The sequence below is a fragment of the Psychrobacter sp. 1044 genome, assembly GCF_904846525.1.
Taxonomy (GTDB): domain Bacteria; phylum Pseudomonadota; class Gammaproteobacteria; order Pseudomonadales; family Moraxellaceae; genus Psychrobacter.
Genome location: NZ_CAJHAZ010000006.1, coordinates 51,204 through 67,636 on the forward strand (window position 1 = coordinate 51,204; position 16,433 = coordinate 67,636).

General features: G+C 41.0%; 12 protein-coding genes. 1 reads left to right on the forward strand and 11 read right to left on the reverse strand.

The annotated features are described in order from the left end of the window. Positions 1-231: 231 nt before the first annotated feature. Together typA and JMX82_RS05445 are read right to left on the reverse strand one after the other, a co-directional pair. Positions 232-2,082, reverse strand: a complete 1,851-nt coding sequence (gene typA, locus JMX82_RS05440; RefSeq protein ID WP_055125731.1) for a translational GTPase TypA — start codon at positions 2,080-2,082, stop codon at positions 232-234. Between the two features lie 356 nt (positions 2,083-2,438). Next, positions 2,439-3,752: an OmpA family protein gene (locus JMX82_RS05445; RefSeq protein WP_201539783.1), complete on the reverse strand. Its 1,314-nt coding sequence runs from the start codon at positions 3,750-3,752 to the stop codon at positions 2,439-2,441. Positions 3,753-4,312: 560 nt separating this feature from the next. On the opposite strand from JMX82_RS05445, the gene JMX82_RS05450 reads away from it, so the two are divergent. Beyond that, positions 4,313-5,038: a prepilin-type N-terminal cleavage/methylation domain-containing protein gene (locus tag JMX82_RS05450; RefSeq protein ID WP_227676371.1), complete on the forward strand. Its 726-nt coding sequence runs from the start codon at positions 4,313-4,315 to the stop codon at positions 5,036-5,038. 46 nt (positions 5,039-5,084) lie between these two features. Here JMX82_RS05450 and JMX82_RS05455 read toward each other — a convergent pair whose 3' ends face one another. The 9 genes from JMX82_RS05455 to JMX82_RS05495 form a co-directional block, all read right to left on the reverse strand. Continuing rightward, complete coding sequence (locus JMX82_RS05455; RefSeq protein ID WP_201539784.1) at positions 5,085-5,534, reverse strand: pyridoxine 5'-phosphate synthase; 450 nt, start codon at positions 5,532-5,534, stop codon at positions 5,085-5,087. A gap of 117 nt (positions 5,535-5,651) precedes the next feature. Then, positions 5,652-6,428: a DNA repair protein RecO gene (gene recO / locus JMX82_RS05460; protein WP_201539785.1), complete on the reverse strand. Its 777-nt coding sequence runs from the start codon at positions 6,426-6,428 to the stop codon at positions 5,652-5,654. A gap of 56 nt (positions 6,429-6,484) precedes the next feature. Beyond that, positions 6,485-7,450, reverse strand: coding sequence for a GTPase Era (gene era, locus JMX82_RS05465; RefSeq protein ID WP_227676393.1), 966 nt, complete (start codon positions 7,448-7,450; stop codon positions 6,485-6,487). 361 nt (positions 7,451-7,811) lie between these two features. Beyond that, entirely contained in the window at positions 7,812-8,609 is a 798-nt protein-coding gene (rnc, locus tag JMX82_RS05470; RefSeq protein ID WP_055125735.1) for a ribonuclease III, read from the reverse strand. Between the two features lie 120 nt (positions 8,610-8,729). Beyond that, on the reverse strand, positions 8,730-9,122 hold the full coding sequence (locus JMX82_RS05475; RefSeq protein ID WP_227676372.1) for a DUF4845 domain-containing protein: 393 nt from the start codon (positions 9,120-9,122) through the stop codon (positions 8,730-8,732). 145 nt (positions 9,123-9,267) lie between these two features. Continuing rightward, positions 9,268-10,170 (reverse strand): signal peptidase I, encoded by a 903-nt coding sequence (gene lepB, locus JMX82_RS05480; RefSeq protein WP_201539787.1) that lies wholly within the window; start codon positions 10,168-10,170, stop codon positions 9,268-9,270. 104 nt (positions 10,171-10,274) lie between these two features. Further along, a complete protein-coding gene (gene lepA / locus JMX82_RS05485) occupies positions 10,275-12,071 on the reverse strand; it encodes a translation elongation factor 4 (protein ID WP_198329650.1) in 1,797 nt (598 codons plus the stop codon). Positions 12,072-12,433: 362 nt separating this feature from the next. After that, the gene (locus JMX82_RS05490) at positions 12,434-13,678 is read right to left on the reverse strand and encodes a capsule biosynthesis protein (protein ID WP_201539788.1); all 1,245 of its coding nucleotides are present in this window, start codon (positions 13,676-13,678) and stop codon (positions 12,434-12,436) included. 160 nt (positions 13,679-13,838) lie between these two features. Further along, positions 13,839-16,421: a capsular polysaccharide biosynthesis protein gene (locus JMX82_RS05495; protein ID WP_201539789.1), complete on the reverse strand. Its 2,583-nt coding sequence runs from the start codon at positions 16,419-16,421 to the stop codon at positions 13,839-13,841. Between the last annotated feature and the right edge of the window lie 12 nt (positions 16,422-16,433).

Sequence of the window (16,433 nt, forward strand, 5' to 3'; positions counted from 1 at the left end):
CCAATCTTGAGCCTTAAGAGTAATAGTGAGAAACACTACTACTGTCAGTTATTCTGTCTATATTCTATGGAAATTACAACAAAAAAAAGCAGCATAAAATGAACCATATTCAGTTCACTCTATACTGCTAATTTTTTAGTTATCTTGATGCCCATTATTAAATAGTAATGGCATCAAATGCTTCTATAAAATATCAATCCAATAAATTACTCAGTAATTCATGGCTCAATATTAAGCACCTTTTTTACCACGGCCGTGACGCTTACGCTCACTTTCAGTCAAATAGCGCTTACGTAGACGAATCGCCTTAGGTGTTACTTCAACCAATTCATCATCTTGAATGAATTCAAGCGCTTGCTCAAGTGTGAACTTGACTGCTGGAGTCAACGTCAATGCTTCATCAGTACCACTCGCACGAACGTTGGTTAACTGCTTAGCAGTCGTTGGGTTAACAGCCATATCATCGTTGCGTGAGTTAAGACCAACGATCATACCTTCGTAAACTTCAAGCTGTGGCTCAGCAAACAATTTACCACGTTTTTGCAGGTTAAATAGCGCGAAACCTAAGCAAACACCTTTTGCCATAGAAACCAAGACACCATTCGAGCGACCACCAACATCACCGATCTTTTGTGGACCGTAATGTGAGAAGCTTGACGTCATGATACCTGTACCTGAAGTCAAGGTTAAGAATTCAGAACGGAAACCAATCAAACCACGGGCAGGCATCGTCGCTTCGATACGCATACGACCTTTACCATCAAGCTCCATATTAGTCATCTCGCCTTTACGCAAGCCAACCTGCTCCATGATAGAACCTTGATGCTCATCTTCAATATCGAAAACAACGTTTTCATACGGCTCTTGTAATTTACCATCCACTTCTTTGACGATAACTTCTGGGCCTGAAACACCCATCTCAAAACCTTCACGGCGCATGTTTTCGATCAATACAGATAAATGAAGTTCACCGCGACCTGATACTTTGAATTTATCAGGAGATTCTGTATCTTCTACACGTAATGCTACGTTATGAATCAATTCACGCTCAAGACGCTCACGGATATTACGCGAGGTCACAAACTTGCCATCACGACCAGCAAAAGGTGAGTTATTTACTTGGAAGTTCATTGAAACGGTAGGTTCATCAACCGTCAATGCTGGTAATGCTTCGACAGCACTAGGATCACAAATCGTATCTGAGATATTAAGCGAATCAATACCAGTAATACAAACGATGTCACCAGCTTGTGCATCTTCAACATCAATACGATCAAGACCATGATAACCCATAATTTTTAAAATACGGCCATTACGGGTATTGCCATTTTTGTCGATTACAGTCACTTGAGTATTGGTTTTAACTTTACCACGCTGAATACGACCAATGCCGATAACGCCAACAAAACTGTTATAATCAAGGCTTGAGATTTGCATACGAAACGGTGCGTCAGCATCAACTTGAGGAGGCTGAACCACATCAACAATCGTTTTGAAAAGTGGTGTCATGTCATCAGCCAAATCATCAGCTTCCAAACCTGCAATACCATTCAATGCTGAGGCATAAACAACTGGAAAATCAAGCTGTTCATCAGTTGCACCCAAGTTATCAAAAAGATCAAAGATTTGATCCATTACCCAGTCAGGGCGTGAGCCAGGACGGTCAATTTTATTGATGACAACGATAGGTTTTAGACCTTGCTCGAACGCTTTTTGCGTCACAAAACGGGTCTGTGGCATTGGGCCATCAACCGCATCAACGACTAGAAGCACGCAGTCAACCATAGACATTACACGCTCAACTTCACCACCAAAGTCGGCGTGACCTGGGGTGTCAACAATGTTGATACGATATTCAGTATCATCAGTCTTATCTGTCCAGCGGATGGCTGTATTTTTAGCCAAAATGGTAATACCACGTTCTTGCTCAATATCGCCTGAATCCATTGCACGTTCAGCAATGTTTGCACGGTCGCCAAAAGTACCAGACTGATGTAATAACTTATCAACCAAAGTTGTTTTACCGTGGTCAACGTGGGCAATAATTGCAATGTTACGCAGGTGTTTGATATCGTTCGCCATATAAAATGCTCGTTTCGTCTTAAAAAAATGCAGTAGCAATAAGCGCCGCTGGATAAACTTTTATCATCAACCAGATAGATATTGAGTACTTACTTTTGGAAGACTGCACAATAGATGCGGTTAATCAAATAATTTCAATATAATCAAGTATCTACACTGATAAATTCATCATACAGATAGCTATGCTAATGTACATTCTGTCAATTTACAGAATGTTTGGGCAGCTAGTATAACATTATTGCTTCACAAATTTATGTAATAACTTGCTTTTCTCAATCCATAAATAAAAAAAAGCCACCCATTAGGTGACTTTTTTTGTAACTATATATTTAGTAAAACAATCGATCCAATACTATTTACTGAACAACCATATCTTTAGTTTGTTCAACAGTCATTGTTTTGTCACCAGTGATGATGGCATAAACACGACGGTTCATAGCACGACCTTCTTCAGTGTCGTTTGGAGCGATTGGTTGGTCATAACCATAGCCAACTGTTGATATACGGTTTGGAGCAATACCGAATTCGTTAGTCAACATAGATTTAACAGCAACGGCACGGGCTTCAGATAAACGTTGGTTATAACGTGCTGAAGGACCAGTTTTAGAAGCATGACCTTCGATACGTGCTGTAGAGTTAGGATACTCGCGCATCTTCTCTGCTACTTTAGCGATTTCAGGTTGATACTGAGATTTGATCGTTGATTTATCGTTATCAAAGAATACACGTAGTTCCATTTTCAGCTCATCAGTAATATCTACTGGTACTGGGCAACCGCGTTCATCTACTACGACATTCATAGGAGTGCCTGGGCATGCATCGATGCTATCAGGTACGCCATCGCCATCAGAATCAAGATCAGATTCAATTACGACTACTGGAGTAGTATCGATAACTGGCTCTTGCATTGGTGGTACTGCTACTGTAGGTGCTAAATGGCCACCAAGTACAACTTCTAGACCGGCCAAAGCCATGCCTTCCCACCAGTTGTTATCAAAGTTATGAATCGCACGAGCTTCACCACGTAGGCTTAAAGCGTCGTTGATACGATACATAGCACCTAGACCTAGGTTACCAATAGTATCTTTAGACTCTGCAACTTCAGTACCAGCATTAACTGTACCTACAGAAGAACCTTCAGCAGCTGTATAAGTTTCTTGGTTTTCTACTTTGATCTTAGATTGACCAGCACCAACCAATACGTATGGCTTGAATGCGCTATCAGTATAACCAGTAAATTCTTCAGTACCGATTAAGAAGTTACCAGAAAGCATGGTTTGTTCTACGTCAAAACGGTTAACGCCAGCATCAGCAGAATCTTCAGAAGCTTCGCCGTTTGCACTTGACACGCCGTACTCTACTTGGAACTGAGTAGAAGGAGTTAGTTCAATACCTAGTGCAGCACCAGTGTATAAGCTGCTTTCTTTAGCTACACCGCCATTATTAGGATGACCATTAGCGCCAGTAAAAGGAGTACCGTCGTCGATGTTATTACCATCAGCATTTACGTACAAGTTTTTACCAGTTTTCAAAATTTCGCGTTGCTCGTCATGAGCTTCGCCAGTGTAATGATAACCTAGTAACAATGGGCTAATAGTTACGCCAGCATTAGCTGCTAAAGGTGCAGCTGCTACAGCAACCAGAGCTAGAGCAATTTTATTCAATTTCATGGACTTCCTCCAAAGGATAATTTGAGTGATGCATTAAGCAAAACCGCTTCTCAAGATACTCTAAAATAGACATCTTTTACGAATTTTAAGTGACAAAGCAAAACCAATTAAGGAGTAGCTTAGCGATTATCAATTCAGTTTACAACTTTTTTCGTTAACGAGCTACACATTATTACACGATAATGTCGTAACTAAAACACAATAACCAGCTTAAGTTACCTAGAACTAACACACCTTACGCTTTTTATCTTTTGTATGTCAGTTCACAATAGATAGTAAACCTAACAGTATCTATTGTCTGGGCGTATTTTAGTACAGTTAGTATTTTTTCTCTATTATTAAAACCAGTCATTCACTAATTGAAACATTTTTTGACAGTAGACATATATTCTGTTTATATTATAGCACTCAACATTATTTCATACATCATAAATTTGATCATTACTCCAAAATTTCGCGCGCATATTGGCTCGATTTCACGCAATGATTGGATTGAATAACATTTAAAGAAGCGAGACTGTTTTATTGAACTAAACTACTTATTATAGGTAACAAGCCTCATGGCATTGCTGCATAAAACATTATCAAGTTATAAAAAGCTCTCAGCATTTATGTTATGGGTTTTTACTTCAAATAAGCACAGGCTAGCTCAAAGCCGATTGATTCTTTATGTGTATCACAGATATATAGTATCTCTTTATAAAAGAGCACCTAATACAAACACGAGAACAGACCCAAGCACTGTTAATAGACATAACAAGGGTTTTACGCTGGTTGAACTTATCGTCACTGTATGTGTATTAGCAATTATGGTGACGATCGCAGCCCCAGTCATACGAACGCAATTAGCACGTATGGAAGCCAAACGGATTCAAAGTCAGTTAGAGAATTCTCTTGCCTTAGCCAAGGCTGAGAGTTACATCAGAAGACAGAATATCATTGTTTGCTTGTCTGATACTGGAGGGCGCTGCCATAGAGACAGCGATAAGACGCTTTTGTTATTCATAGATAAAAATGACAATAATCACTTTGATACTCAGGTAGATTCATTAGTCGTTCAGCAGTCTTTAAATCCTAAATACAGTAAGCTAAGTTTACGAGTTGGAAGTCGACGCCACTACACCAAATTTTGGGGTGATAGTGGCAAACCACGAGGATATTTTGGCCATATAAAATACTGTCCCATCGTTGCTTATAATGAAGCAATGTATCTAATATCATTTAACCAAGGAGGTATTATTAAACAAAAACTTAACGAAGATCATCCCACCGAATGTGACGAATAAAAAACTACCAATGACATAAATTACCACTCACATTTTTTTGATAGCTTTATAGATCTGTATACATTGCTTCTTTCATCATAATGACGGCCTGCTCGAGTCCTAAAAATACAGCGCCTGCAATGAATGCACGACCAATATTCAACTCATAAATACCCTCAATTTGTGCGATAGCATTCACATTATCACGTGTCAGACCATGACCTGCGTTAATTGAGATCTTATTATCACTGCGTCGAGCAGTAGCAACAGCTTGCTTAATTCGTTTCAGCTCAGCATTTTGCATGTCCATATCGGCTACTAAGCTTGCCTCAGCATAAGCGCCTGTATATAACTCAATACCGTCTGCTCCCGCCTTCTCGCACCAAAGAGCGGCGGCTAAATGGCTTGGATAACTAACCCCACGCGCTTGACGTAAAGTTGCTGCGTGATCAATGTTTATACTTAATAAAGGTTTTTGCAAAGGGTTGTTAGATGAAGGTAATGAAGCAGTGGTCATAAGATTTTTTTTGATAACGAAACCCAATCGACTGATCAACGGTACAAGAATATGCAACTTTAGACAGTCTCAGCACCAATCAGATTGGTTATAGCACTTTGAGAGTAGCACTATTATTTATTGGTAACGCTGTTGCTGCTGCCATAGTAGGCGGCTTTGCAATGGTTGATAATCCAGTAAATGGTCAATAAGCTGTCGATGGATTTTTGACCAATTATTTAAGGTTTTGTCAGTAATACCTAACTGCGTCATTGCGATAATATCAGTACCTTTAAAAAAAAATTGCCCCATAGTATTGTCTAAATGCTCAGTCTGTATATCATTCTGCAAGACAGGCACTAAACCAACATCAGGTAAAAAACGATAAGAATCGTCAGGCTGAATGATGTTTTCAATACTATCGTGCGTCAATATTAAGCTAAAACCCAACTCATTGAATAAATGCTGCTCAAATTGGCGCAAGCACAACCGTAATTCGTTGGCGCTCAAAGGTCGTCTAAGCTGAGACAGACTGTCCTGGTAATGTAGCCATAATACTGGCATTGGGTCTTCGGTCGACAACAACCGCCATAGTATTTCGTTTAAATACAACGCCGCATATTGATGTTGACCTGTAATATTTTCGTAGGGCAGTGCTTCTAAAACAGTGGCAATGCCATCATCTTTTGCTATGCCTGTTTGAGTTGTGTGTTGCGATGCAATACTGATCTGACTAAACGTTTTTAAATCCCGTTTACCAGTGGCAAAGAGCTGCAATGGCATGAACAATGGCGCGCCTTTTTTCCCAATACCATGAATCACGCCATGTTGCTGAGAAAACAGATAATATAAGGCGCGCTTTTCTTGATAAGGACGCTGATGCAATAAATAACCGACTAACGCTTCGTTACGCATTTTTTATCACCTCAGCATCGAGCATATAGAAAAGTGATTAAAGCGCTATTCTTTAATCAATATCCTAAGCTAGTCAATGCACGTTCGTCATCAGACCAGCCACGTTTCACTTTCACCCACAGTGTCAGCATAATCTTTTTATCAAACAGCTGCTCCATATCTTTACGAGCATCCACACCCACTTGCTTAATACGCTGACCTTTATCACCAATCACAATGGCTTTTTGACCACTACGTTCAACATAAATAGTCGCATCGATGAAAGTACAAGCCTTACGTGGACGCCCTGTTTTTGGATCAGTGTGCGCAGGCTCATCTTTGAACCCATCAATCTGTACAGTCAGGTCATATGGCACTTCGTCACCAGCGCTACGCATGATTTTTTCGCGGATAATTTCACTGGCCAAAAATCGTTCTGAGCGGTCAGTAATTTGCTCGGTATCATAGATAGGGGCAGCAATAGGAAGATGCGAAGCAATCACTTCTTGTAGACGATCTAGGTTTTGGTTTTTTAAGGCAGATACTGGTACGATATCGGCAAAATCAAAACTGTCATTAAACGTCTCAATCAGCGGCAACACGCTGCCTTTATCTTTTAAGGTATCAGATTTATTAATAACTAATACTACATTTAAATTGGTATCGCCAAGCTTTTGTAAAACCAACAAATCATCATCACGCCATTGATCTGAATCAACAACGAATAATACCAAATCAACATCTACTAATGCAGATACCGCAGCTTTATTCATACGCTCATTAATAGCACGTACTTCATTGCGGTGAATACCTGGCGTGTCAACGAATACTGCCTGCATCTCATGATTTGACAAAATACCGTGGATACGGTGACGAGTAGTTTGCGGCTTACGTGATGTAATAGACAGCTTTTGACCCAATAAGTGATTCATCAAAGTCGATTTACCAACGTTTGGACGTCCAACGATCGCGACATAACCCGCTTTAAAATCATCAGCAATACCTGCATGACTACTAGGGGCAAAGAATTCTTCAATTGCCATATCATTGTCTACAGTAGTATCTTCTGCTTGATTGATGCCATCATTAGTAATATCGATATTATCTTGGTTTTGATTCAATTCTGTGTTTTCGGTCATATTTTTGGCATTATCTTCATCATTGGATGGCAAGTCAGTACGATTGCTCATAGGTTAATCCTATAGAATTTATGCCCAGTCAAATGATGCTTAATGATGTATTGGCTGTATCAGCACTAAAAAAGCAAAACCATCATCGGCTGGGAAATATTTAAGGTTTTGAAATGTGTGACGTTTACGCTAATTCAAATAAACGATTTTTAAAACGTCACTTAACATATATTGTCAAAAAAAGTGGTATGTGCGATCCATAGGTTAATCCTAGTTAGGATCGCTTTTTAGCTGAGCTCGGCAGTTTATGCAATTGGTTAATCATTAGTTCTGCTGCTTTTTGTTCAGCGATACGGCGGCTCTCACCAGATTCAGTAATATCAACACAGTTATTGATATTAACATGACAACGTACAACAAAAATTTGATGCGGCGCGTTACCACGTGTTTCCATTAGCTCATAATGTGGCAGATCAAATTGCTTAGATTGTAGCCACTCTTGCAATCGACTCTTGGCATCTTTTAAGGCTTTTTGGTCATTAACGTTGTCAATCAAATCACCATACCATGAGAGAACACAATCGCGAGTAATATCCAAATCTTGGCTGTCTAAATAAATAGCACCAATCAAAGACTCCACAGCATCAGCCAATATAGAAGCGCGATTGCGCCCACCACCTTTACGCTCACCTATCCCTAATATCAGATGATTAGAGAGCTCTAAGTTTTGCGCAATAATGACCAATGATTCTTGACGTACCAAAGTGGCACGCATACGAGTCAATCGACCCTCATTTTGGCTAGGATAGCGATGATATAAAGCCTCACCCACAATCATTCCTAACAGAGCGTCTCCTAAAAACTCTAAACGCTCATAATTTTTTTTGCTATCAAATGAGCGGTGTGTCAACGCAAGTTTGGGAAGACTCAAGTCCTTAAACACATAGCCTAACTTGCGTGTCAATACGGCTAATTGCTGAATAAATTCTGAGCTAACAATCAGCGTGTCGACAGACGTGCTATTTTGTTGAGGAGTAGGAATCGCTTGGGAATGCTGCAAAGTTGGTTTCATGCGTGGCTTGTGGTTATCCCTTCTGTTTTACTGATTTGGTTAGTAATAGTATGGATTAATGAATATTATAAAGACATTCAGATATTAAAAAGTTTAAGAGTGATCTAACACTCTTTTTAGTTACTCTGCTGTTGTCATATCGATATCACCTTCGAAGCGATTGACGATATCAACATTACCAAAGAAATTGTTAGTGACTGCATATTCTTTACGAATAGCCAATTGTCCCGTCTTTTTATCAATAAAAGTAAATACGTCTTCCGCCTGAGTATCATAATCAGCATTAATAGATAGCTGTCTATTAACACGCTCGACAAACTGCTTGGCCGTTTCATTATTATTATTTGCCTCCTTAAGCTGTGCGCTTAAGGTCTTGGTCAATTGATAATCACCAATCTGAGCAGGGACGATAACAACCATCAATTTGGCAGCAACTCCTAACACAAGAATAATTAAAACGATACTCGTTACGCTAGCACCACGCTGTGTGGCGATTCCAGATAATTGCTGCACTATGATATCCCTCTACTGGTAAACAACTATTTTTAGGAGCTACCGAAATACTAGGTAGCCGTTTATTAGATAGCAACAATATTAGCATAAAACTATTATCGATAAATCAACCAATAGAGCGTCTCATAATCTTAATTACATAATCTTAATCAATAGTACCGTTGCGTTCAAAGGTTGGTAAATTAAGTCCGGGTGGCTTATGCATCCAGATATAAACCGCTTTACCCGCTAAATTCTCATCAGGAACAAATCCCCAAAACCGACCATCAGCACTACGATCGCGGTTATCGCCCATCACAAAATAATGACCTTCTGGAACGCTAATACGCCATTTGGTACCTGCTGAGCTAATTACCTCTGGTGATTGCTGCTGCAAAAATGGTGCATATTGAGAACTATTCATACCATTCAAGTAACGAACAAGATGCTTGTTTTCACCTTGTGTTTCCTGAAAGTATTGCGCCTCACCCTCTTCTTGTTGACCCATCGCTGCCGCACTGTCTTCGGTCAGTACTTGCCCTGGACCGATTTGTCCTGGTAAATAAAGCTGTGAGGTTAACTCAGGGTTTGCCGCAAAATCGACAGGCTTAGTATCAACTGGGACATCATTGATAGAAAGTGTCCCTTGATCATAACTAACAGTATCACCAGGCAAACCAATGACACGCTTGATATAATAAATACTTGGGTTTTCAGGATAGCGAAATACAGCCACATCACCATGCTCAGGCGCGCCCGTATCCAGCACTTTGTTATACGTCAGTGGTAGGCGCACCCCGTAGGCATACTTATTAACCGCAATAAAATCACCCGTATATAATGTCGGCACCATAGAAGATGAAGGGATATTAAAAGGCTCAATCAAAAACGAGCGTACTATTAACACCACTGCCAATACGGGGAAAAAATCGTAAGCCCAGCGTACCAAGAGACTTTCTTGACCACGCCCGCGAGTTTTACGCTGTTTCAGGGCTAGCTTATCTAATAGCCAAATAATACCCAAACCAATGGTTAATGGTACTAAAATTAAATTAAAATCAAAATCCATACTCAATTGCCTATTAACGAGCGACTTATCTGGCTATCTATACTATCAACTGCGCCACTAATGACACCAACAAAACTATCATTGACCAGTCAATTAGTAATGACTTACTCAACCTGCAATACCGCTAAGAAGGCTTCTTGTGGAATCTCCACATTACCGACTTGCTTCATACGTTTTTTACCCGCTTTTTGCTTAGACAATAGCTTTTTCTTACGCGATACATCACCGCCATAACACTTAGCCAAGACGTCTTTACGCATGGCTTTCACCGTACTACGCCCAATAATTTGGCTACCAATCGCGGCCTGAATTGCCACATCAAACATCTGACGCGGAATCAACTCTTTCATCTTAGTCACCAACGCATTACCACGATAGCGTGATTGGGTTTCATGCACAATCATGGCGAGCGCATCGACTTTATCACCATTAATCAGTACGTCTACCTTAACCAATTTATCAACTTGATAACGCTCAAAATTATAATCAAGCGAGGCAAATCCGCGTGATACCGATTTTAGACGGTCAAAGAAGTCCATGACTACTTCGCCCATTGGAATATCAAAGATCAGCTGTACTTGACGACCCATAAAGCGCATATCAACTTGTACGCCGCGACGCTCAATACACAAGGTCATCACATTACCAAGATAATCCTGTGGTACTAAAATCTGACAACGGGCAATCGGCTCACGGAACTCTTCGATATTATTGGGTTCAGGCAATCTTGATGGATTATCAACGTAGATAATACTGCCATCTTTTTTTACAATCTCATAGATAACTGACGGCGCAGTGGTAATCAAATCCAAGTCATATTCGCGCTCTAAACGCTCTTGGATAATCTCCATGTGCAGCATACCAAGGAAACCACAACGGAAACCAAAACCTAGCGCATCGGAGGTATCAGGCTCGAAGAACAATGAAGCATCGTTGATTTGTAGCTTTTGCAGCGCTTCACGGAATTTTTCAAAATCTGTAGATTCAACAGGGAACATACCAGCATAGACTTGCGGAGTAATCTGTTTAAAACCTGGAATACGCTCAACGTCTGGCGTTTTAGAATGAGTAATCGTATCACCCACTGGCGCGCCAGCGATATCTTTGATACCAGCAATAATAAAACCGACTTCACCCGCCTCCAAGATACCTGTATCGACAGGCTTAGGCGTAAAGACACCGATCGAGCCGACTAAATGCGATTCTTTGGTTGATTTGATATAAAGTTTATCACCTTTTCGGATAGTACCTTCACGTACCCGAACCAATGACACAACGCCTAGATAGTTATCAAACCAAGAGTCAATAATCAATGCTTGTAATGGCGCCTCACGATCACCAGTCGGTGCAGGGATAAATTCAACCAATGCTTCTAGCAGTTTATCGACGCCCAAACCCGATTTAGCAGAGACTCGTGGCGCATCAACAGCGTCAATTCCAATGATGTCTTCAATCTCTTGAATGACACGCTCAGGCTCGACTTGTGGCAAATCAATTTTATTTAATACCGCCATGACTTCTAGACCCTGATCAACGGCAGTATAGCAGTTGGCCACTGACTGAGCTTCCACCCCTTGCGCGGCATCAACAACCAATAGCGCGCCTTCACAAGCGGCTAGTGAACGCGACACCTCATATGAGAAGTCAACGTGTCCTGGAGTATCGATAAAGTTGAGCTGATAGCGCTCACCATTAGGATGATCGTAGAATAAGGTTACCGACTGCGCTTTAATGGTGATACCGCGCTCACGCTCAATATCCATGGAGTCAAGTACTTGCGCCTGCATCTCGCGATCTTGCAAGGCACCGCACATTTGAATAAAACGATCAGCAAGCGTCGACTTGCCATGATCAATGTGGGCAATGATTGAAAAGTTACGAATATTTGCTAATGCAGTCACAAAGCGCCTACTAAATTAAGGGTGATAGAATAATAAAATTAAGAAATAAATGCTGTCAGGCGCAACCGCTAAAATAGCTGTCCATCATTAAGGGAGCAATAACAAGAGAAAATAATTAGAATCAGCTTATTTGCCAATATTATCATCTCCAATCAACCGCTCAAGACATCAACTCTTACGCGCAGGCATGAAAGAGTATTCTAGCAGTTTTCTACCATAAAGTAAGGCGATTTTATTAGCAGAGGGATGATTTACAAGTGAAGTTACGAGCGGATAACTGTACAGATAGAAAGCGAGCGGCTTGATAGCACCTTATTCACTTCGACAAGACTCATGCTGACTGGATATGAACAATCAATAATCTACTGAGGGGTATTGGTTTTGGACAGATCACTCTCTATGGGTTCACATCCTGCGCTATGCAGATATTTATGCATCCATGGTGACTTACCGTAAAAAGCCCCGTTGATCTGAGTTTGCTCTATCAAGTATTCACGAAATCTAAGATAAAACTCATTATCTGGGCGGTTAGGTTGTTGCCAAAACTCATTAAGTGGTTTTTGATCTATCAGTTTCGGCGTATCATAAATCGCGCGACCCATGATCTTGGTAGGTTTTTTGTGATATACCGATTGCAACCCTGTCGTGCTATTGATGGTCACCATCCCAATACTGTGTTTCATCAAGGTTGGCAGGTGCATGTCACAACCATAGAATACACGATCAGCCACTTGATAGCGTCTAGCCAAGCTAGATACCAGCTCGCGATAATCTCGATGACCACGATCTAACGGATGATGCTTGAATACCAGTAATTGCTGCTTATCAGCATACTCTGCAAAGCTGGCAATAGACTCATCAATAAACTGCACCACATCACGATAGTCACTATGATGGGTAATCTGCGAGTCATTATGCACTTGTAAACTAATCAAAAAATAATTATTACTTTGTTCTTTGGTCAGCTTATTTTGCAATCGCTTATCAGGTAAATACCCTCGCAATTTACGCCATGGTGCTTTGAGCCAAGCGATTGCTTCTTGCCACGCCGTCATCCCGCGATAGTGCGAATAATGCGGATAGCGACTTTTGTACACCCAAACGATAATATAATAGACAATCGCAGCGATACTCAAACGATAAAAACGATTGTGAGTATACAGTGGTTTATCATTGGCTTTTTTGAGCGCTTTAATATCTGCCGTATTTAAGCGCGAATAGCCATTAATGCCATATTCTTGCAATGTAATGTAATCGGGACGCAAATAGCCTTCTTCAAATACAAAAAAAGAGGTGCCCAACTGCTCACTAATACAAGCAGCTTGGGTGTGATGCGGACGACAATCACCAAAACAGACAATCGCATCAATGCTATTTTCTTCAATGAAAGCCTGTAACCAAGAAGAGAACTGCGCTAACGTATCGGTATATTCATAGGTACTATCATGATGATAAAAGAATGCATCACCTGCATTAAAGTTAATCTTACTAACCTTAATATTTTGAGTTTGCAGAAATGTCGAAAAACGGTTGAAGAATCCGCCCATCTTTCCTTGTAACAGCAAGACGTGTCGATGAGTAAGCAAATGAGACATCGAAGCTGCCATAGTATTGAATTACCATTAATGAGAAGATGAAGGATAAAAGCGAGAGTATTTATTAAACAACTTGAATATTAAGCCGTGTGAATACACATCAATCATCACTGATTATACCGAAAAAGCCCCTACTTGTCGCAATGGATTTGCGTCACAAGTTTAGAATAAACTAACGAGATAATTTACGCAGGCGCTGCTGCCATTGATGACGCTGCTGCATAAAACGAGTAGTCGCTTGGCGTTGAAAATTTTCAGATAACATGGATAAAACTGAAGTCGCATGGTTAATCGAGCTATTTATAGGGCTAGATATTTGCGCTTGAGATTCTGCATTATGAATATCTTTAAGCAAAGGATCGCTTTTAGGAGGGTATAAATAGTCAATCACTTGCTCTACTTGTGCAAGCCCGTAGCCATTTGGCAAACGATATAAGGGATAGCTAATAAGCGCACAATATAATAATTGCTCAAGCGTTAATGCAGTGTCGCGTTTTCTTCTCTCTAAATAGTCAGCTTTCGGTGGTAACTGGGCATCAATATCTGCCGTTAACCCCCAACCAGCATAAAACGGTAAGCCGTAGCAAGTAACGTCTAAACCGCGCAGCAACGCCTCAAAGCCAGTCAATGAGCTAATCGTATGTACTTCATCAACACACTCTAAGCAATCAGGCATCGCGGTATCATAGGCGACGGCACTGACCTGTTGTAAAAAATCTGCGCTAACCTTACCAGTCCTTAGCCCTGCTTCAACGTCAGGATGCGGCTTATAAATAAGATAAGCCTCAGGATTGTCTTGGCATACACGCTCAATCAAGCCGCTGTTGGTTTTGATCGTTGAGCCGCAGTACTGCACCGATAAATCATCTTCGACTTGACCGATAATAAGCAAACGGCACTTGCCAGATACCCTAGCCTCATGCATCCACGAAGTATGCTGGTTATTAGCACTGGCGACATCAGCTCCAACATTGTATTTACTCACCCGCTGATTCAGCAATTTATCTTGCAGCTGTTGTACACGGACACTTTGCTGTGGGTTCAATGCCTGACAATGACGTAGCAACGTCTCTAAATCTGAAGGCTGGGTCGCATCATAATAAATACCTTGCTTATCTATGACGACCGACAACGGTGCTAACAACGTCGCGCCCAAACCATTTGAGCGGATAAACCCATCTTCCATACAGTATATAGACGGTAGGGATAAATGCGGCTGTTTCTCAAGTTTACGCTGTAATTTATTTTCTACTTGTTGCCGCTTAGCCAAACCCCACACTAATAGAGGCTGCTGATAATCAACACGAAAATGATCAGGATGCAATAAATTCTTGAGACGTGGCTTGGGTTTGATAAATAATGTCGTACGCGGTAGATTCGTAAAAGCTTTTACAAATGGTAATTTCCAGCGACTAAATTCATATATCGTGAGATCACCTTCAAGGCGCGCTTGCCAATATCGATTAGTCACTAGCCATTCTATCGCTGTATCAATATCACAGGCTTGCTTGGTGGCTGGATCTATATAACGACTATAATCTATATAGGCGCTATAAAATAACGTTTCTAACGTTGCAGATGTTTTTTTAGCAAATGATGTAGGAAACAACGCAGGATTTGAATGTCCCTGAGCCTCTAACAGTTTGCTGACAAGTTTTTGACGACGTTTTTCGACCGCTTTAAGCAGCTTTTTGGGTGCGCCGCTGTCATCAGTTAGACCCCAACCACTATACCAATTGACCCCGAAGCAATGTACTGCTTTACCTAACATCAACCCTTCAAAACCCATATGGGAGCTGACCGTATAAACATGGTCCACTTGCTCTAATAGCTGGATAGGATTGAGCGCTTGAGTTAATAGCCGAACCTGCTTAGGTAGTTTTAAACGGGTCAGATATCCCGATTTTGACGCAGGATGTGCCTTTATCCAAATATGGGCATGAGGATGATTACGACACGCAGATTTTAACATCTTCTTAAACTGACGTTTATCCGCGCCCGCACCAGTGATAGAAGCATCACCAACCACTTGGTCAATCAATAAAACATGCGATTTCAAGGGATCTGCTGTTGTATTAACGCCGTCTTCACTTATCAATTCATTCAAGGACGGACAATCGATCACTGTGTTATATTTACTGAGCTGCTCATTACAAATACGTGCAATCAATTGCCGCGCACGCGCGTCATCTATTTCGTGATTATTAGGCGTAGTAGCGTTTTTAGTACGCTCAATAATCAGCCGCTCAAGGCGTGAGTCATGCGTCGTATCAAAATAAATACCAAGGTCATCAACGACGACACTCAGGCCATGACGGCTACTAATACCAGAATCTAATGAGCGCAAAAAGCCATCTTCGACACTTAATGTCTCAAGCTTTTGCCGCTTAGCCACTTTATTAGCTCGATGATAACTTTTTTTACGACCCCAACCGATAAAGGCATCGGGTTGCTGAAAAGAGAGAGAGGAACTGGACAAATGAGTTATCTGATTTTTTACAACATTAGGTAATGGCAATGCAGACAGTAAATGCGTTTTACCTGCATTGATACGTTGCGGTATACCTGACCACGGATACCAGCGCTGAATATCTGCCTGCAATACCTGAGACAAAAGTACATTGTTTTGACGCATACCCTTACCAATGACCGCCAAATGCTGTGGCAATTGGTATTGCGATGATGGCAAAAGCAGCGCATTATCAGAGTGAGAGGTCACTGCCACATTGACATCATCTGCCGCGCTTTTTGCCATTTCTAACACCCT